This window comes from Marinoscillum sp. HNIBRBA16962 (genome assembly GCF_057801515.1).
Genome location: NZ_CM173603.1, coordinates 4,687,670 through 4,705,528, shown reverse-complemented (window position 1 = coordinate 4,705,528; position 17,859 = coordinate 4,687,670). Strand labels below are relative to the sequence as shown.

Sequence of the window (17,859 nt, the reverse complement as noted above, 5' to 3'; positions counted from 1 at the left end):
AGACAAGTGATAAAATTACCGTATGAGAAGCATATTTTTATCCATTTTGCTTTACATCTTCAGTTTAGCCGCATTCTCACAGAAGATTGACAGCCTTAAGCGATTGCTTGAGGTCTATACGGAAACATCGAGTGAAAGAGCAGATGTACTCAATCAGCTAGGTTATGAGTACTGGATTGTGAATCCTGTAGAGTCGATCTATTATGGCCAGAAGGCTAAGACGATGGCAGAATTACTGCATGATTCATCAGCTCTGGCTTTTTCGAATCGTGTAATTGGCGTGGCTTACTGGGCCAGGGGTATGTATGATCAGGCGCTGACCAATCTATATGATGGCCTCCGATTGTACCAGCTGCTTGGTAATTCCCTTGGAGAGGCCAACTGTAAGATGAACATTGGGTTGGTTTATGCTGACCAGAAAGATCATCACCGCGCTCTGGATCAATACAAAGGCGCATTGGACCTATTTAAAGCTGTGGGTGCCAGGGACCGGATCGGTACCACTTACAACAAAATGGGGACAGTTTTTCTTGAGCTGGAAAATCTTGATCAGGCCAAAAGCTATTTAGACCAGGCGCTCAGGTTTCATCAAGACATTGGCTTTGTCTACGGTATATCAAAATCGCTAAACAGGTTGGGGCTTTATTACACCGCCAAAAAAGATTACGGGAAAGCTATAGAGCTTTTCCAGGAATCAATAAACCTCTGTAAACAAAACAATGATCAGGAAGGGCTGACGAAAAATTATGAAAACCTGGCGGTAGCTCATTTGGCAATGGGAGATATTCAGGAAGCGGAAAGTTACCTGCTGGACGGAGTGCGTATAGCAAAATCGATCGGGTCGGAAAAGCGCCTTAAGGAACTGTTTTATGATCTGAAAAACATCTACCAGGAGCGGGGTAACTATGAGCAGGCTATTTATTATTATGATAATTATGTCAAACTAAGGGACTCGATCTTTAATGAACAGACAGCCCGCAATATTGCTGACTTTGAGGCTCGCCTGGTAGCGGTAGAGAAGGAGCGACTCATCAGTCAAAAAGAGCAGGAAATTACCCTGCTGGAGCAGCAAGCCAGGTTTGATTTTATCTTACGGATTGTACTGGTGGTATTGTTTGTTTTAATCCTGGTTATCGGTTATTTATTGTTTCAGCGTCAGCGTCTGAAAATGAGGCAACGGCAGGAGCGCGCTGAGCTAAAAGCTCGTGAAATGGATCGTGAGCTGGAAATGAAAAACAGGGAGATCACCTCCTACACGGTGAATTTTGTTCAAAAAAATCAACTCTTCGAAGAGCTGAAAGAAGTTTTGGAATCAGTCAGGCAAAACCCGGAACTGGAGCCCGGTTTGAAAAAGCGATTTAAGGAGATAGATCGCCTCATCAATAGTCAGCAGCAGGTAGATAAAGACTGGGAAGATTTCAAACTCAGGTTTCAAAGCCTGCATCAGGACTTTTTTGATCAGTTGATTGCTCAAAATCCATCTTTGACCAATAATGAATTAAGGCTGAGTGCGCTTATCCGGTTAAATATGTCCATGAAAGAGGTAGCTAATATTCTGGGAATATCTGCTGAGAGCGTCAAAACAGCGAGGTACCGGCTAAAGAAGAAGCTTAACCTCCCATCTGATGTTAATCTCAATGATTTTCTGAATGAGATAGGCGCTTCAGTGAAAAAGGTCTAGCATGTTCACCTCTTGTATACCCTGTTTCTTTTGATTAGTTAGACTTACAGCCAATTTTTGCAGCGGTTTTGATTAGTACATTTTAGACATCACTATGGAGCGAAAGAGATTTTTTGAAGGGACAATGCTGCTTGTTGGCATGGTTGTCTGTTTGATCATTGTGGTTTGGATATTGGATGAACCTAACTTGATTTTTTTCTGATCTCTGCCTCCAGTTAGCAGATGTCTAAGTGCCTGGTCCGAAAGGGCCAGAGTCTATTTTTTTGAAAGCAGCTCTTTCGGGAGCTGCTTTTTTATTGTGTGCCGCGCATATTATTTCCACTTTGTCAAGCTATATTGAATGATCATGGCGGGGTATGGGGTTATAGAAAAATTCATCAAGCCATACTCCATACTGCTTAATTGCAACCTGACAATGCAGGATTATTCTTCATTCAGGGTAAGCAAACAAATCGGGTTCAATCTGATTAATTTAGTAACAAGGAGAAAAACGGAATATATGAATTACAGAATACTTGGAAGTACAGGCATGAAGGTCTCTGAAATATCTCTGGGAACCTGGCAGGTAGGTGGTGGCTGGGGAGGAGATTTTGATCAGAAAATTGCCCGGAATATTATAAAAACAGCTCTTGATGAGGGCATTAACTTTCTGGATACTGCAGATGTGTACGATGCACAGCAAAGTGAGCGAACGGTCGGAGAGTTTGTAAAGGCAGATCGGGATAACCTTTACATTGCCACTAAAATAGGAAGGCGGCTGGATCCTCATACTACGGAGGCCTATACTCCGGGAGCAATGGAGAAATTCGTGGATGAAGCGCTGAAAAACACCGGGCTTGACGAGCTCGACCTGGTTCAGCTACACTGTCCTCCTACTCCCGTATATGAAAAGGGTGAAATATTTGATCTCTTAGCAGAGATCAAGAAAAAAGGAAAAGTAAAACACTTCGGTGTGAGTGTAGAAAAAGTGGAGGAGGCGCTCACCGCTTCTCAACATGATGTGGTAGAGACTGTACAGATTATTTTTAATATGTTTAGGCAAAAGCCGGCAGAAGAAGCATTTAAAAAGCTGGCTGAAAGGAACGTAGGCATTATAGCGCGCGTTCCGCTGGCAAGTGGGCTGCTGAGTGGAAAAATGACCGCTAGCCAGACTTTTCATAAGGAGGACCACCGAAACTTTAACCGCAACGGCGAATTTTTTGATAAGGGTGAGACGTTTTCCGGTGTGCCATTAGACCTTGGCTTAAAGGCGGTAGATGAGTTGAAGCAATATTTTGGAGACGGACCACTCTTCCAGTATGCTTTGAAATGGATATTGATGTTTTCTGAGGTCAGTACGGTCATTCCCGGAGCGAGCAACCCGGACCAGATCAAGGCAAATGTGAAGGCCATACGGTTGCCGGATTTTAATGAAGATCAGATGAAAGCTGTCAAAAAAGTCTATGATGAATACATCAGGGAGGAAGTTCACCACCAATGGTAAAAAAAATTACGCGCCAAAAATCGGCGCGTAATCTGAAGAGGAATGAAGAGATATTTACTAATTACTCAATCTAATAGCTAAGATCGGTAATTCACACCCCAAAATCAATACCCTAAATAGGGTATTTATTATATTTATTATTTCTTTAGCTTAATGTTATACAGGTCCAGCCTTCGGTCTTTGAGGTTTCTCACACTTCCAAATTCATGAAGCTCCTTTAAGAGTTCAAGGTCCACGTCACCTATGATGGTCATCTCCGTATTTGGGGTGGCTTCCGCCTTGATGGCATTGGTGGGAAAAGCAAAGTCCGAAGGGGTGAATATGGCGCTTTGCGCGTATTGAATGTCCATATTGTTAACTTTTGGGAGGTTGCCTACACATCCTGCGATGGCTACATAGCATTCATTTTCTATAGCTCTTGACTGAGCACAATACCTCACCCGGTTAAAGCCATTTTGAGTGTCTGTAAGGAAAGGTACAAACAAGATCTGCATGCCCTGCTCAGCGTAAAGCCGTGCGATTTCCGGAAACTCCACATCATAGCAGATGGTAATTCCTATTTTTCCGGCATCCGTATCAAAAACCTTTACCTTATCACCGCCGCTCATTCCCCAGGAGCTTTGCTCTGAAGGGGTGATCTGGATTTTCTCATAGCTATCCCACGAACCATCCCTTCTGCACAGGTAAGACACGTTATACAGTTTTTCATCCCGCAGTACCGGCATGCTGCCGGCAATGATGTTCACATTGTAAGCCACGGCATACTCCGTGAATTTTTCCCGGAGGGGTTCGGTATATTTGGCTAACCCCCGTATAGCTTCCGGAGCTCCAAGATGGTTGTATTCAGCCATAAGCGGAGCATTGAAAAGCTCGGGAAATAAAATGAAATCAGACTGGTAGTCGCCAAAAGCATCAATGAAGTATTCCATCTGCTCAACCAGTGAATCAAAATCTTTAAACGGCCGCATTTGCCACTGCACCAGACCAATACGCACGTAAGTTCTGGGAGCGTTGATAAGCTTTTCTTCCTCCTGGTAATAAATGTTATTCCATTCCAGGAGGGTAGCAAAGTCTTTGGACCGGGCATCTCCAGGGAGATAGTTTTTCAGGATCTTTTTAACGTGAAAATCATTGCTTAGCTGAAAATTAAGAATGGGATCGTGGATCTCCCGGTTTTTTACCGCATCGATGTACTGACGAGGGGTCATCTTTTTTGCATGCTTTACATAGTTTGGAATGCGTCCACCAGCCACAACTGATTTCAGGTTCAGATTTTCGCAAAGTTCCTTACGCCCGTCATACAGCCGTCTGCCCAGACGAAGCCCCCTGTAATCGGGGTGAACAAACACATCGATACCATACAGGACATCCCCTTCTTCATTGTGTGTGCTAAAAGTTTCATCCCCTGTTATTTGACTGTATGTATGGTTATCACCAAATTTTTTGTAGTCCACGATGATTGCCAGAGCAGCTGCCACCATCTTACCTTCTACTTCCACACATAGCTGTCCGTCAGGAAAGATCTTTAAAAGCCTTTTTATGTCCATTTTCTCCCAGTAAGGGTCATCTACGTCTTCATAGACCTTTTCCATGATTTCCCGTAAGTTGGGGTAATCCGAAAGTTGTAAATTCCTGAGCCGCACATTGAGGCCGGCGGCATTTTCAATTGATTTATTCTTTTCCATACAGAGTAATTAACCAGTCCCTGACAATTTTGATTATTGATCACCTAAAAAGTAACCCCTTTCACAGACAGTCGTGTACATATTCCGTAAATTTGCAAAAAAGTCTAAGTTAAAAAGCATGCGCTATTATAATACGCTAATTGATGCGATAGGAGATACCCCGCTCGTTAAACTAAACAGTGTGAATAAAGGGGTGAAAGGAACGATCCTTGTGAAAGTGGAATATTTCAATCCCGGCAATTCCGTAAAGGATCGAATTGCACTGACAATGGTCGAAGATGCTGAGAAAGAAGGTATTTTAAAGCCGGGCGGGACGATCATTGAAGGTACCTCGGGAAATACCGGCATGGGACTGGCGCTGGTAGCCCAGGCAAAGGGCTATAAATGTATCTTCACATTGGCTGATAAGCAGTCTCAGGAGAAGATAGATATCCTTCGGGCGGTGGGAGCAGAGGTGATCGTTTGTCCTACCAATGTGCCACCGGATGACCCAAGATCATACTATTCCGTAGCTAAAAAGCTAAATCAGGACATCCCAAATTCCTTTTACCCAAATCAGTATGATAATATATCCAACACCAGGGCACATTATGAGACTACCGGCCCTGAGATTTGGCAGGATACTGATGGAAAAGTAACTCACTATGCTGCCGGTATGGGTACTGGTGGTACCATAAGTGGCGCATCAAAATATCTGAAAGAGCAGAATGCGGATGTGATTACGGTAGGAATCGACTCGTATGGTTCTGTATTCAAGAAGTATAAGGAGACGGGCATCTTCGATGAAAAAGAGATCTACCCGTACCTGACGGAAGGTATCGGGGAAGACATTCTTCCCGGGAATGTAGATTTTTCAGTAGTTGACCACATCGTAAAAGTAACTGATAAAGATGGAGCCATTATGGCCAGGAGACTGGCTCGTGAGGAGGGACTTTTCATAGGCTGGTCCTGTGGCTCAGCAGTACATGGAGCACTGGAATATGCCCGGGAAAACCTAAAGGACGAGGATGTCATGGTGATCCTGCTTCCCGACCATGGGACACGTTACCTTGGCAAGGTCTATAATGACAACTGGATGAAGGACCACGGCTTTCTGGAAGCCAGGAAGTTTGCCACAGCAAAGGATATCGTTGCCAGTAGAAATGGAAGCAGCAAACTGAAAACCATAGATAAGACCACTAAGGTAGGGGAGGCCATACTGATGATGAACCAGCATGGCATAGATCAGATACCGGTAGTGGACGGAACTGATTTTGTGGGTAGTCTGAACGATACTAGAGTTCTCAAAAGCCTTATTGATGATCCATCAGTAAAGGACAAAGCTGTCAGTGAGATTATGGATCCTCCATTCCAGTTTGTGGGGATGGACAATACCGTGGACGTGCTTTCTTCCCTGATCAATAAAGATGCCCGGGCTTTGCTGGTACGGGATCAGAAAGATGATGTGCATATCATCACTCAAAGTGACTTATTGCTTGCAATAAGTAATTGATTTTGGTATATTCGAGTAATTGTAGAACAAATAATCTTTAACTCTTTGCTTGCAAATCCCTTGCCATCCGGTGAGGGATTTTTTTATACAAAAAGTTTGTGGAGCTCCTCACAGAGGATGTGGGGGGTGGCTGCCAGGTCTGGTTTATGAATAAAGGCATCCACTTTGAGGTTTTTGTTATTAAAGGTACTGTGTCCGGAGATGACAATGATCTTTGGGAGTTTGTCCAGTGTCTCTATAGCTTCCAGACCATCCAGATAAGGCATTTCCAGGTCAAGCAGGATCACATCCGGCTTTACCTTTACAATGGCCATGACTCCCTCTACCGGATTTGTGTAAGCGTTGGTTAATTCTACACCTTCCTCTTTCTCCAGCATGATCTTCAGAGTCTTCAAAAATAAAGGGTCATCGTCTATAGCTACACACCTGATCATTCCGTTGGTTTTTTCTTCAAGTATATCAAATTTTTCATTCACGATGTGTTAAATTCTGCGTAGAAAAATGATGAAATAAAACGGGACAGACTCTATGAAATACCTAAAGTATAAAAACGGAGATGAAATGCCCATCCTGGGTCTGGGAACTTGGAAATCTGAGTCAGGCGAAGCTTACAAGGCTGTTTCAGCTGCCTTGGAGTGTGGTCACCGCCATATAGATTGTGCCTTTATTTATGGTAATCAGGATGAGATTGGAGCGGCTTTTCGGGATGCTTTTGATCGGGGTATTTTAAAAAGAGAAGAGCTATGGGTGACCTCCAAGCTTTGGAATGCCTCACATAAGAAAGAACATGTGAAAAGGGAGTTGCAGAAAACTTTAAGGGATCTGCAACTCGACTATTTGGATCTGTTTCTGATGCACTGGCCGGTGGCTTTAAAGCCGGGAGTGCTCTATCCCAGGGAGGGTAGTGACTTTTTATCCTATGAGGAAGCGCCACTGACAGAAACATGGATGGAAATGGAGGATTGTGTGACTTCCGGATTAGCAGGGCATATCGGAGTGAGCAATTTTAATATCGCTAAACTGAAAGAAATCGGTGCAAATGCTGCCATCAAACCGGAGATGAACCAGGTGGAGCTGCATCCTTTTCTTCCTCAGCAAAAGCTGGTGGATTATTGTAGTGCTGAAGGGATCCTTATGACAGCATATTCTCCATTGGGTTCTAATGACCGTCCATCGCGAGTCAGAAAAGAAAATGATCCTGTGCTGATGGAGCATCCGGTGATTAAAAACATTGCAGAAAATCATGAGGCCTCGACTGCACAGGTATTGATAGCCTGGTCGATCAGACGTGGTATAGCTGTGATCCCCAAATCATCAAATCCGCAAAGGATAAAGCAGAACCTTGAGGCTTCTACATTGGATCTTACGAATGAGGAATTTATAAGAGTGAATGAAATAAGGGAGTCATTCCGCTATATTGATGGCAGCCTCTGGACCTTCGAAGGTACGCCATATGAGCAATCAGACCTGTGGGAGTATTAGCGTATCAAAGCTCATTAGTTCAGCCATTCTGGCAAATTCCGAAGGGATATCTGCTGTGATTTTGATTTTTTCACCCCTTTCAGGGTGATCAAATTCCAGGGACTGTGCATGGAGCAGCATCTGGGTCATATCCCACTTTTCTTTAAATAACTTATTCTGTTTGTTGCACCCATGAGGTCTGTCCCCGATTATCGGGTGAAGGATATGCGAGAAGTGCTTACGTAGCTGGTGCATTCGGCCTGTTTCAGGAGTAGCTTCGACCAGGGAGTACCTGGATGTTTCATGTTTCCCGGATGGTATCGGCAGTTCAGATCTTCTTAAGGTTTTATAGTGGGTTATTGCTTCTTGTATCTTTCCTTTTTTGTTTTCGAGTGGATAATCGATGATGCCCTTATCCTCAGTGTATCCCCTCACGATTGCCCAGTAGGTTTTTTTGATGTTTCTGGAAGCAAACTGGTCCATGACCCTTTTATTGACGGATGCGTCGAAAGCGAAGAGTAAAACACCAGAGGTTTTGCGATCAAGACGATGCACAGGGTTGACCCATTTACCTACCTGGTTTCTAAGGAGTTGGACAGCAAATTCATCTACGTCACTGGCCATTGGTGACCGGTGAACTAACAGCCCCGGGGGTTTGTTGATGGCTATAAGGTGATTATCCTGGTATAAAATTTCTAACATTTCACTACAAAGATTGTAAAATAACTACCATTTGTCGGGTTATCTTGAGTGTTTAAACAAAATTGTTGCAATATATCGCCCGGGTATAGTTAATTTTACGCTTTTATATTTTGACACAGACTGCAACCATAACGCTTTATCAACCTCTGCTGCAAGCCATTGCTTATCGCATAGTGGGGTGTATACACGATGCTGAAGATATTGTTCAGGATACCTTTCTGAAATACCTCAGTGCAGACAGGTCCAAAATTGAGAATATCAAGGCTTATTTGATCAGGTCTGTGACCAACAATAGTCTGAATCACCTCAACTCGATCAAGCAGAAGAAAAAGGACTATCTGGAATCGGTTAAAGTTCCGGAGTTTTTCGAAAAGATAGACTTTTCCCATCTTGATCTTAAGCATGAGGTTGGTGCGGCTCTTAGTGTACTCCATAAGAAACTTGGTCCGCTTGAGCGAGGCTTGTTTCTATTAAGAGAAGGCTTTGATTTTGACTATGACGAGCTTCAGGAGATTTTCAATAAGAAAAAAGACCACTGCCGCCAGTTGGTATGCCGGGCTAAAGAAAAGCTCGCTAAAGAAAGTGAGCGATTTACCTTTTCTTTTGATGTGGATAAATATTTTGAAGCGATCAATAAAGCCTCTCAAAAGGGTGATTTTCAGCAGCTTATGGATCATATCTTTGAAAGAGGCCCTTCCGAAGAGGAATAATTTTCAAAAGCTTTTTTGTATTTCTGTCACAAACGGAGATTGACTTTGTCTTAACCAATAGTAATAAGGGGAAGAAGCCCCTGAATTGTGTTGAAGACTAATTAAAACAAACCGAATGGAAGTAATTATTTTGTTTTTTATAGCGCATTGGTACTTGTCGCTATTCTTTCAAACGTTCTTTTTGCATCGATATGCTGCACATAAGGCGTTTACCATGAATCGATTCACCGAAAAGGTGTTTTTCGTTTTAACCTGGCTATTTCAAGGATCCAATTATTTGAGTCCGTATGGTTATGGTGTGATGCACAGAATGCACCATGCTTATGCCGATACCCCTGAAGATCCGCACTCACCAAAATACGATGAGAGCATCTTCAAAATGATGTGGAAAACCAAAACCATCTATTCTGCGATCACCAGCAGAAAAGTGGATGTAGATAAACGATTTACAGAAGGGGTGCCTGCGTGGCACAGCTTTGACAAGTTTGCCCGCTCATGGGTAAGTAGAGTAGGCTGGGGAGCAGCGTATTTCTTTGTTTACTGGCAGTTTGTAGATGTTTGGTGGTTGTGGCTACTGCTTCCTTTGCAGTGGATGCTTTCTCCAATTCACGGTGCTATCATTAACTGGTTTGCCCATGTCTATGGATACAGAAACTTCGAAGTGGGTGACACCTCCAGAAATTTCTTGCCGTTTGATTTTCTGATGATGGGCGAAAGCTATCATAACAATCACCATAAGTACGGCTCAAGAGCCAACTTTGGAGGCATTCGTTGGCATGAAATAGACCCTACTTATCAGGTTATCAAATTGTTTAACAAAGTAGGCATCATACATATGCCTAAACAAAAAGAAGTGAGGCTCGAGAAAAAGACTGAGAAGAAGGTAGCAGCTTAGCTTAGTTTGTATAAATGATTTCGACATTAAAAGGTCATCTTTGAAAAGGGGTGACCTTTTTTTGGCTTTTCATGCAATTGAAGATGTTAGTCAGTTGTAATCCATTGCTGCTTTGACCTCCCTTGCCTGCTTAAGATGCCGTTGTTCGTGGGTCACGATAATATCAAAAGCCGTCCTGAGTCTGTAGACGATGTTTACGTTAGCCGGTGAAGAAATGATGATGTCTTTTTCAATTAAGTCAGCGGATGCTGTTATCAGTTTTTTGAGTTCTTCCTGATGCCTGGAGAACCGGAGCAGAATGTCTTCTGAAATGTTGCTTTCCGATGGTTTCCAGATCGGGAAAGTCTTCATTTTTCTCATCCTGTCCGGCTGGACGGATTTCAGGATGGTCTTCCCGAAAAAGGCTACTATAAAATTGAGTTTACCCCAAACAGGAAGCTTGTAACTCCCCGAACGACAGGCTTCTATTACCGGGCGGTAGCTCTCATTGATGATTATAAGATGCTCTATATTCTGGCCTATGCTCCATTTATCCGCGGCAGGCTTCCAGTTGAGCTCATCATGAGTGAGGTTGCTGCATACTGCTTTGAAAGCACTGGTAGTATCATCGATCTGATTGAGCCAATTACTGTCAGGTTGCATAACCCAAAGATATCTAAATCAGCGGTTAATGCTTCTCAGCATGGTCAGATCGGCGGGCTATTTTTATCCATATCAGATTATTTGAAAGCCATACGGAGTAATTTTCAGGTTGTCTGAAAAAGGAAAGGCCCGCCGTAAAGCGAGCCTTTCTTTTAGACCAGCGGTTAGATGATTTTAATCCTTGATCAGGATCTTTCTTTTCAATATCACTTTACTATTTAAGTAGACTTGTGCAAAATAGATGCCCGGGTTTATATTCCCCGGTATTCGGATGGTATTTTCAGTAGAAATAAGTCTTGAGCTCAAGACCATTCTTCCCTGCATATCATTCATTGTGAAATGAATGGGTTTTTCTGGTGGTTCATTCAGAGTAACACTCAACCTTCTGTTAGTGACCGGATTTGGATAAATGATCAGGGCTATATTTTGATTGAGTTCATTTGTAAAGCTTCCTGAGATCCTGGCCCCGGCACCTGTACAAGTGATCAGGTTTTGTGTGTCATCGTAAGTTAGAGTGGAATGTGTGATGTTATCTACACAAAAATTCACACTTACATTCCCTTTTTGAGCAGTGGAGGTCTGGATGGTAACGGAACCATCGGAATTTGTAACTCCTGAGCCGGATTCATTCCAGCTTCCTGAGAATGTCCCGGATACTGTGGCATTGGCCACCGGTGAGCCAGTGTCGTCCTGGATGGTAACCACGGCTTGTCCGCGCTTATTTCCACGTCCTTCACTTACAGCACTGGCTGTGATGGATTCCACATACATGAAGGTAGCATTGCTTGGTGACTCCCCTGTTACTGTAATATCCATAGCTGATCCTACTGCACCCTGATCATCTACTGCTGTAGCTGATAATGTAGTTATTCCGGATAGCACCACCCACTCAATACTGTAAGGGCTTGAGCTGTCTGTCCCGATCGAATTTCCGTTAGCGAAAAACTCTACCTGGGTAACGGAGCCATTCGCATCAGACGCGGATGCCGTGATGGTAATGGTATCGTTTTCCTGATAGGTTGCTCCATCTGCAGGGCTGGTGATGGCAACTGTTGGTGCAGTATTACCTCCACTGTCTATGTCGCCATAGATGATCCCCCGTCCATTTGTAGCCACATATACGCGACCATAGACCCGTGGATCACCGGTAATGGCTTTCCCAGTCCAGGCATATTGATGCTGATCATCATTGACCCTGACCCAGGAAGCACCCTCATCAGTCGATCGGTAGATACCCCTTACTCCGTTTACTTTAGCACTGGTGTAGATAGCTACATAGCTTTGGCTCGGAGCTGCTTTGCCAAAGCCTACATTATCTGCCTCTTCTACATTTCCCAGATTAACGAATGAGCTTCCGGAGTTGGTAGACCGCAACATGCCGGAATCATAAGCGGCCATCCAGATATGCCCCTCTTGCCCGTGAGCGGCTTTAAACTGTGCATCATTAGGAAGGCCCGTCGCTGTAGCTGCGAATGAAGCTCCTCCGTCGGTACTTACATAGAAAGTCCCGTTGGAGAAACCGTAGAATTTGTTGGGGTTTACGCGATCAGACTCTACTGCCGCACCGCCAGGTATGCCCGATGAAGCAGTCCATTGCTGACCATTGTTTGTAGAATAATGTACACCAGCATCTTCAGGGCTCCAGACTACCGTATTACCGCTGGCATTTACCGCACAGGTACCTTTACCTGAAACCACTCCTGTAGGTTGTCCCATCACAGGCGACCAGGTGTTCCCTCCATCTGTGCTGTAGCCGGCAGCAACAGTTTCCTCGTCCCCATCACCCACACGGAAAATGTAGGCAGGGTTATTTTCAGCATAGTCAATGCTTACCGTCGCTATGCTGGGATTGGAAAAGAACTCATTTGGTACCACACTTAAATCATTGTGAGTAAACCCATACACATCGTACATTCCGCTGAGCAGCTGGGGACCGGCCGGCGGACTTACCAACTCCTGGATAGCGGTTTCTTCCAGTCCCATGGCTTTGACAGTGATCAGGATCTGATTTCCATTGTCCCACTCGGTCAGGTTGTCGGTACCGTAGATCGTGGCTCCTGTGCCGTACATCATTTTGTTGGAATTAAACGGATCTATCTCCAGCGTTTCGGTCATCCATCCCAGCATAGGCCGAACCTCTGCTCCGGGACGGCCTCCGCCGGTTGGTAGACCACCCCAGTCGAGCCAGGGAGCTTCCGAGATGTCCTGGGTGTATCTGAACGAGCGATTTGGATACCTCGTCCAGTCCCATATCCGTGTCCATGTGATCCCAAAGTCCAGGCTTCTCCATATGTGTGTATCAGGCCACCAGGAGCTGTATCCCGTCACCATGATGATGTTCGGATTTTGGCGGTCGATGGTGAGCCCGCTATAGCCGAAGTAGTTATCGCCGCTGGACGAAGGGTAAGGACTGATCTGCAGCCACTCGCCGGTGGCGGTGTTGTAGCGATATACATCTCCCTTATCCCCGGCATAGGGGCCTCCGTCATTGCTGTATGCGACATACAAGTAGCCATTTACCGGATCCAGCTTTCCCTTATGAGGGATAAACCCTGTAGATGTAGGCTGGCCGGGTACAGCCGACCAGGTGGCTCCTCCGTCAGTTGTCTGGTAGATGCTGGTAATGGTATCAGCTACTCCCACATAGACGGTAGAGGAGCCGGTACCCTGACTCCCGGAAGATTCGTCGAACGTCACCCAGACGATCCCGTGTTCCATACTCAGGTAGTTAAAAGGATCATCCGGGTCATCTGCATAGTGGCCAAGGTTTGGGAAGTTAGAGACCTGTGACCAGGTGGCTCCGAAATCCGTACTTTTCCATAACCCGTTTCCTTCAGGTGTTCCAAGGTAAAGGATACTGTTGTCATTGGGGTCAATGGCCAGCCGTTCGCCCATTCCACGACCGGGCATGTTTCCCCCCATTTTGAAGGGCATGGGTGTTACTGCAAATGTGGCTCCTCTATCCGTTGACCGGAGGATGGCCCCATTGTTTGGGTCCCAATCATTGGTGTATGTCCCAACAGCCAGGTAGAGATTGTTTGGATCTACGGGATCAGTCGCTAAACTAACAACACCCGTATAACCCCATTCATCCCATCCTACCCAGTCGAGGAGTGGTTCCCATCGATCGGTGGCATTGTTCATGATATACGCACCTCCAATATCAGTTCGTGCGTATACCAGCCCCGGCTCTGAATCATTGTAAATGATACCAGGCACAAATCCTCCTCCGACAATTTCGGCATTTTTCCATGTGTAATTCTCCTGGGCAGGAGAATACATTAGCATGCAAAGCATACTAACAAACAATAATAAAACCTTTTTCATAGCATATGGTTTAGGTTGAAATTATTTTAATTATTGTCAAGTTATTTTTAATAAATAATAAATAGGGGTATATATTGTGAGGAATGAATGCAATAAATGTAATATGTTAAGGTTTGACCTAAGGATGTGGGATTCCTGGTTTATGATCCAAAATTAGCTCATAAAGGTCGGGGAGAAGTACTTAAGTAGCATATAAGGTGGTAGGGTATAGGCTGATTAATGTAAATTAAATACAATGTGGTTAACGGGAATGTCACAGGGAGATGTATGTTCAGGTCCCTCTAACTTCTGCACATGGACCACTTCGTCATCGGGCAGCATGTAGATACTTTCATGATAGAAATGGACCAAGTCTATGATGTGCGTGTAGGTCTTTTGATCGATTAGATACTCTTTGCTATCATACCGGTCTTTGGCGAGGTAGTGTCTGGACAACAGGTTTTCTGATATATTTTCCATGAAGGTGGTTTGTCCTCTTTAATCTATTGCATTACTTAAACATTAACCATGTCAGAAATCATATGATCTTATGATTAATATCATAGCAAATAATTTGCTAAACTTAAAAAACTGATATTGGGTGGTAATTTTGTGAAGCCGGTGCGAGTATTGCAATAGACTTTTTTCTATTTTAGCTGCTCACTTGCTTTAATCATTGATTTAACTATGTCCGGATTTCAAAAATTAAACTACAAAGGGAAGGAAATCATTTATGTAAACTATCAGGGGCGGACGGAAGCAGAAATGCTCCAAACCGCAGAGGATCTGAGAAACTGGTTGCTTAAAGAAGAAAAGCCCCACTTGCGCCTGGTGAATATTAGTGATGCATTTGCCACAACTAAGTTTACAGACTATATCCGAAAGCTTGGAAAAGAGACGAAGCATATTCCCGTAAAGGCAGCAATCGTAGGGATCACCGGAGCTAAAAAAGTATTGCTGATGGGGTATAACAGGATCCTTGGTGGTAAGATGCGACCCTTTGACAATGAGGAGGAAGCAAAGGAATATTTGGTAGAGGATTAATATTTGTCCAGCTCTTTTTGATGAGCTGGTTGTAATAATTTGCTCAAGCTTGCATCAAAGGGTAAAAAGACCCTACTTAAAAATGAATACAACTACCCTGAGCATCTGAAACTTGATCTTTCTGTAAAGCAAAAAGTGGGTTGGATTTTCTTTGCTACAATGGTTATCTGGTTTTTCATTGCTTACATATGTTACAGAGCATCCGGCGGAAATCAGCGGGAAAGAGACCTGAGACGATCCAAAATGTATCCAGACGATTTTACCGGGTTTGTGCACAATATTAGATCGATTCATAGTCCTGCCGGGAGAGCAAATGTTTTTGCCACAGTGCCATTGGATAGTTGATCAGAAAGGAAAACTGATGGTAGACCACATTTGCAATTTTGAAACCTTACTAACGGATTGCGAAAAAGTAGCCAAGAAGGTTGGTAAACGGTTTTTCAGATTACCTCACAAAAACAAATCAAACCACAGGCATTATTCTGATTAATTACTATACAGATGAAACCAGAGCTATTGTGGAGCGTGTTTATGAAGAGGATATCCGTACCTTCGGCTATACGTTTTAGTTTTCTTCCCTATTGAGTTTCAGATGCAGAGGTAAAATCTCCTGGCCCCAGTAGATGGTACGGTGAGGGAACGGTATTTCAATACCTTTGCTGTCAAATGCGCTTTTTAGACGCTTATTAAATTCTCTTCCTACCACCCACTGTTGGATGGGGAGCGTTTTGATCCGTGCTTTGATCACCACTGCGCTATCGCCAAACTTATCCAGACCAAAGATCTCTATTGGTTCTATTATTTTGTTCGAAAACTCCTTATCAGCCTTTAGCTGTTCCCCTACATCTTTGATGATCTCTATCACATGATCCACTTCTTCTTTGTAAGCCACTCCGATATCAAAGACCATGGCTGACCAGTCTTTGGTCATATTGGCCAGCGTATTGATCTTGCCATTTTGGAATGTATGCACTACACCGGACAGGTCGCGAAGGGTTATCGTCCTTAGGTTAACAGATTCTACAAGGCCGCCGGTACCATTTACAATGGCCACGTCTCCCGTTCTGATCCGGTTTTCCAAAAGCAGGAAAAAACCTGATATCGCATCCCTGACAAGCTCCTGAGCTCCAAAACCTATTGCCAGGCCTACAATTCCCGCACCTGCCAGTATGGGAGCTATATCCATCCCCAGCTGGCGGAGAAAAATCAGGATAAATACCGACCATAGTGATATCATTATGATCCCTCTGGTGATACCCATAAGAGTGGTCGCCCTTTTTTCTTTTTCCATCTGGTTGTCACTATCACCCTGAACATGGGTAAGGATCGCTTTTTTCAGCTTTCTTAGCGATGCCCTCAGCAACCATAACGTAATAAGAAAAACAACCACTATCAGCAGCAACATCGGAACGGTTTCTACGGCCCAGTTTACAGCTTTCTGGAATAGCGAAGTGTAAAAATCCTCGTTTAAAAACTTATCCATAAAAGTATGTTTTCCCAGCTAAAAACAGCTTTGAGGACTAATTGTTAGAAAAAATCAGCTTACCAGCTCTATCCTTATTCCTACGCCGAGCATCTTATCTCCATTGACCCACAAGGCTTTGGCGTATATCCTGGTTTGGTTTATCAGTGCCGGCTTTACCTGCTCTGCCAGATCTTTTTTCAGAAAACCTATTTGATGCCTGTATTTTGACAGGACCTTTATGGCATTGGGGTCATAATCATTTTTTGGGTCTGGTTCGAGAAAAAGGGGGTCATCTTCGGCCACTTCTTTTCGGATGATCTCCTGTCTGGAGGTGCCATCAGGATTTTCATGTGAGACACCTACTACTTTGGATTCATAGACAAAAGCCGATGGTATGTTGATGATTTTACCCACAACTGAAAGTTACAAATATTGGCTTTAACCATACTAAATAAAATACATATAAAGGTTTACTGCCTGTAATAATTAAGCGGCTTTAGATCTTTTGGTGGGATTGGCTGAAAGTTCCCTAATGTAGTTTGACCATTTTTTTGCCAGGAGCAGGTGATACCCTGACTCTACCGGATCATCAATTGCGACATTAAAAAGCGTAAGTACTCCTCTTGAAAAAGCATTCTTATCCTTGCATTCTATAATCAGTTGGATTACGTCATCAAGGTGCAAAACATTTGTAGTGATCTGACCGGATAGTTTGATTAATTGGCGTTTCTTTTCATTGTTACTATGATCTATAAAAATCAGCGATTTGCTCCTTGTGTCCAGACCCAGCGCCTTATCATTCCAGACTTCACGCTGTTCGATGTGAAGACGATAAAAAATACTCATCTCATCCAGTGCCTTTTTCATTTTGTTGGTTCGGGCTTTACCTTTCCACACCAGGAACCCGAGTGTGCCAAATATGAATACGAAGAATCCTATTCCTGTAATCACACTAAAAGTATCAATCTCCATTTTAAGTTAGCTGATTATTTACGGCAGCTTAAGCATTAAACGGATTTTACTAGTGATAGATAACAGGTCTCGAAATATTTTTTTTGTATTCTGAAAGGGTGATTTAATTCAATTTCCCACCTGATCTACAGCATGAAATTGTCCTGAATTCTTATTAAATTTAGTATACAACAAAACCCAAAAGCCATGTTGATACGAAAATACGATATCGTCGACTGGGCTATTGTTCTTTTCATCTTTGGATTGTTATCTATAGCTGCCAAAGTAAGCATTGACGCAATTATTAAAATGGCAGGTGAGTTTCATTTGCCGTTCTAAATG

The 17,859-nt window shown here is 43.6% G+C and carries 18 protein-coding genes; 9 read left to right on the top strand and 9 right to left on the bottom strand.

Features of this window, described 5'->3' with window-relative positions:
• Window positions 1-22 precede the first annotated feature (22 nt).
• Window positions 23-1,681, top strand: a complete 1,659-nt coding sequence (locus AC3E9V_RS19540; protein ID WP_488749845.1) for a tetratricopeptide repeat protein — start codon at window positions 23-25, stop codon at window positions 1,679-1,681.
• A 499-nt stretch (window positions 1,682-2,180) separates the two neighbouring features.
• Window positions 2,181-3,164, top strand: coding sequence for an aldo/keto reductase (locus AC3E9V_RS19535; protein ID WP_488749844.1), 984 nt, complete (start codon window positions 2,181-2,183; stop codon window positions 3,162-3,164).
• Between the two features lie 137 nt (window positions 3,165-3,301).
• On the opposite strand, the gene AC3E9V_RS19530 is transcribed toward AC3E9V_RS19535, so the two are convergent.
• On the bottom strand, window positions 3,302-4,849 hold the full coding sequence (locus tag AC3E9V_RS19530) for a GNAT family N-acetyltransferase (protein ID WP_488749843.1): 1,548 nt from the start codon (window positions 4,847-4,849) through the stop codon (window positions 3,302-3,304).
• Window positions 4,850-4,967: 118 nt separating this feature from the next.
• On the opposite strand from AC3E9V_RS19530, the gene AC3E9V_RS19525 reads away from it, so the two are divergent.
• Window positions 4,968-6,341, top strand: a complete 1,374-nt coding sequence (locus AC3E9V_RS19525) for a cystathionine beta-synthase (RefSeq protein ID WP_488749842.1) — start codon at window positions 4,968-4,970, stop codon at window positions 6,339-6,341.
• An 83-nt stretch (window positions 6,342-6,424) separates the two neighbouring features.
• Here the strand turns inward: AC3E9V_RS19525 and AC3E9V_RS19520 are convergent, their stop codons facing one another.
• Window positions 6,425-6,817 (bottom strand): response regulator transcription factor, encoded by a 393-nt coding sequence (locus tag AC3E9V_RS19520; protein WP_488749841.1) that lies wholly within the window; start codon window positions 6,815-6,817, stop codon window positions 6,425-6,427.
• A gap of 52 nt (window positions 6,818-6,869) precedes the next feature.
• Here AC3E9V_RS19520 and AC3E9V_RS19515 point away from each other — a divergent pair, with 52 nt between their 5' ends.
• Complete coding sequence (locus tag AC3E9V_RS19515) at window positions 6,870-7,823, top strand: aldo/keto reductase (protein WP_488749840.1); 954 nt, start codon at window positions 6,870-6,872, stop codon at window positions 7,821-7,823.
• Here the strand turns inward: AC3E9V_RS19515 and AC3E9V_RS19510 are convergent.
• A complete protein-coding gene (locus AC3E9V_RS19510) occupies window positions 7,803-8,504 on the bottom strand; it encodes a pseudouridine synthase (RefSeq protein ID WP_488749839.1) in 702 nt (233 codons plus the stop codon). The two genes, AC3E9V_RS19515 and AC3E9V_RS19510, sit on opposite strands and share 21 nt — an antisense overlap.
• Before the next feature lie 110 nt (window positions 8,505-8,614).
• On the opposite strand from AC3E9V_RS19510, the gene AC3E9V_RS19505 reads away from it, so the two are divergent.
• Together AC3E9V_RS19505 and AC3E9V_RS19500 are read left to right on the top strand one after the other, a co-directional pair.
• Window positions 8,615-9,214, top strand: coding sequence for a sigma-70 family RNA polymerase sigma factor (locus AC3E9V_RS19505; protein WP_488749838.1), 600 nt, complete (start codon window positions 8,615-8,617; stop codon window positions 9,212-9,214).
• Window positions 9,215-9,329: 115 nt separating this feature from the next.
• Window positions 9,330-10,109 (top strand): acyl-CoA desaturase, encoded by a 780-nt coding sequence (locus AC3E9V_RS19500; protein ID WP_488749837.1) that lies wholly within the window; start codon window positions 9,330-9,332, stop codon window positions 10,107-10,109.
• 90 nt (window positions 10,110-10,199) lie between these two features.
• On the opposite strand, the gene AC3E9V_RS19495 is transcribed toward AC3E9V_RS19500, so the two are convergent.
• The 3 genes from AC3E9V_RS19495 to AC3E9V_RS19485 all read right to left on the bottom strand — a co-directional run bounded on the left by AC3E9V_RS19495 (window position 10,200) and on the right by AC3E9V_RS19485 (window position 14,537).
• Window positions 10,200-10,751: a DinB family protein gene (locus tag AC3E9V_RS19495; protein ID WP_488749836.1), complete on the bottom strand. Its 552-nt coding sequence runs from the start codon at window positions 10,749-10,751 to the stop codon at window positions 10,200-10,202.
• A gap of 174 nt (window positions 10,752-10,925) precedes the next feature.
• Window positions 10,926-14,078, bottom strand: a complete 3,153-nt coding sequence (locus AC3E9V_RS19490; RefSeq protein WP_488749835.1) for an Ig-like domain-containing protein — start codon at window positions 14,076-14,078, stop codon at window positions 10,926-10,928.
• Between the two features lie 216 nt (window positions 14,079-14,294).
• Window positions 14,295-14,537 (bottom strand): hypothetical protein, encoded by a 243-nt coding sequence (locus tag AC3E9V_RS19485; RefSeq protein WP_488749834.1) that lies wholly within the window; start codon window positions 14,535-14,537, stop codon window positions 14,295-14,297.
• A 207-nt stretch (window positions 14,538-14,744) separates the two neighbouring features.
• On the opposite strand from AC3E9V_RS19485, the gene AC3E9V_RS19480 reads away from it, so the two are divergent.
• Window positions 14,745-15,101, top strand: a complete 357-nt coding sequence (locus tag AC3E9V_RS19480) for a hypothetical protein (RefSeq protein ID WP_488749833.1) — start codon at window positions 14,745-14,747, stop codon at window positions 15,099-15,101.
• A 425-nt stretch (window positions 15,102-15,526) separates the two neighbouring features.
• Complete coding sequence (locus AC3E9V_RS19475) at window positions 15,527-15,670, top strand: hypothetical protein (RefSeq protein WP_488749832.1); 144 nt, start codon at window positions 15,527-15,529, stop codon at window positions 15,668-15,670.
• On the opposite strand, the gene AC3E9V_RS19470 is transcribed toward AC3E9V_RS19475, so the two are convergent.
• From AC3E9V_RS19470 to AC3E9V_RS19460, 3 genes are all read right to left on the bottom strand, one after another.
• Complete coding sequence (locus AC3E9V_RS19470; protein ID WP_488749831.1) at window positions 15,667-16,584, bottom strand: mechanosensitive ion channel family protein; 918 nt, start codon at window positions 16,582-16,584, stop codon at window positions 15,667-15,669. The genes AC3E9V_RS19475 and AC3E9V_RS19470 overlap by 4 nt on opposite strands.
• 54 nt (window positions 16,585-16,638) lie before the next feature.
• Entirely contained in the window at window positions 16,639-16,980 is a 342-nt protein-coding gene (locus AC3E9V_RS19465) for an HIRAN domain-containing protein (protein ID WP_488749830.1), read from the bottom strand.
• A 72-nt stretch (window positions 16,981-17,052) separates the two neighbouring features.
• Window positions 17,053-17,538: a hypothetical protein gene (locus tag AC3E9V_RS19460; protein WP_488749829.1), complete on the bottom strand. Its 486-nt coding sequence runs from the start codon at window positions 17,536-17,538 to the stop codon at window positions 17,053-17,055.
• A gap of 186 nt (window positions 17,539-17,724) precedes the next feature.
• Between AC3E9V_RS19460 and AC3E9V_RS19455 the strand changes: the two genes are divergently transcribed.
• Complete coding sequence (locus AC3E9V_RS19455) at window positions 17,725-17,856, top strand: hypothetical protein (protein ID WP_488749828.1); 132 nt, start codon at window positions 17,725-17,727, stop codon at window positions 17,854-17,856.
• Window positions 17,857-17,859: the final 3 nt, after the last annotated feature.

Coding starts and splice junctions, on each gene's coding strand:
- AC3E9V_RS19540 (WP_488749845.1), top strand. CDS start 23: ATGAGAAGCATATTTTTATCCATTTTGCTTTACATCTTCAGTTTAGCC.
- AC3E9V_RS19535 (WP_488749844.1), top strand. CDS start 2,181: ATGAATTACAGAATACTTGGAAGTACAGGCATGAAGGTCTCTGAAATA.
- AC3E9V_RS19530 (WP_488749843.1), bottom strand. CDS start 4,849: ATGGAAAAGAATAAATCAATTGAAAATGCCGCCGGCCTCAATGTGCGG.
- AC3E9V_RS19525 (WP_488749842.1), top strand. CDS start 4,968: ATGCGCTATTATAATACGCTAATTGATGCGATAGGAGATACCCCGCTC.
- AC3E9V_RS19515 (WP_488749840.1), top strand. CDS start 6,870: ATGAAATACCTAAAGTATAAAAACGGAGATGAAATGCCCATCCTGGGT.
- AC3E9V_RS19510 (WP_488749839.1), bottom strand. CDS start 8,504: ATGTTAGAAATTTTATACCAGGATAATCACCTTATAGCCATCAACAAA.
- AC3E9V_RS19500 (WP_488749837.1), top strand. CDS start 9,330: ATGGAAGTAATTATTTTGTTTTTTATAGCGCATTGGTACTTGTCGCTA.
- AC3E9V_RS19495 (WP_488749836.1), bottom strand. CDS start 10,751: ATGCAACCTGACAGTAATTGGCTCAATCAGATCGATGATACTACCAGT.
- AC3E9V_RS19490 (WP_488749835.1), bottom strand. CDS start 14,078: ATGAAAAAGGTTTTATTATTGTTTGTTAGTATGCTTTGCATGCTAATG.
- AC3E9V_RS19485 (WP_488749834.1), bottom strand. CDS start 14,537: ATGGAAAATATATCAGAAAACCTGTTGTCCAGACACTACCTCGCCAAA.
- AC3E9V_RS19480 (WP_488749833.1), top strand. CDS start 14,745: ATGTCCGGATTTCAAAAATTAAACTACAAAGGGAAGGAAATCATTTAT.
- AC3E9V_RS19470 (WP_488749831.1), bottom strand. CDS start 16,584: ATGGATAAGTTTTTAAACGAGGATTTTTACACTTCGCTATTCCAGAAA.
- AC3E9V_RS19460 (WP_488749829.1), bottom strand. CDS start 17,538: ATGGAGATTGATACTTTTAGTGTGATTACAGGAATAGGATTCTTCGTA.
- AC3E9V_RS19455 (WP_488749828.1), top strand. CDS start 17,725: ATGTTGATACGAAAATACGATATCGTCGACTGGGCTATTGTTCTTTTC.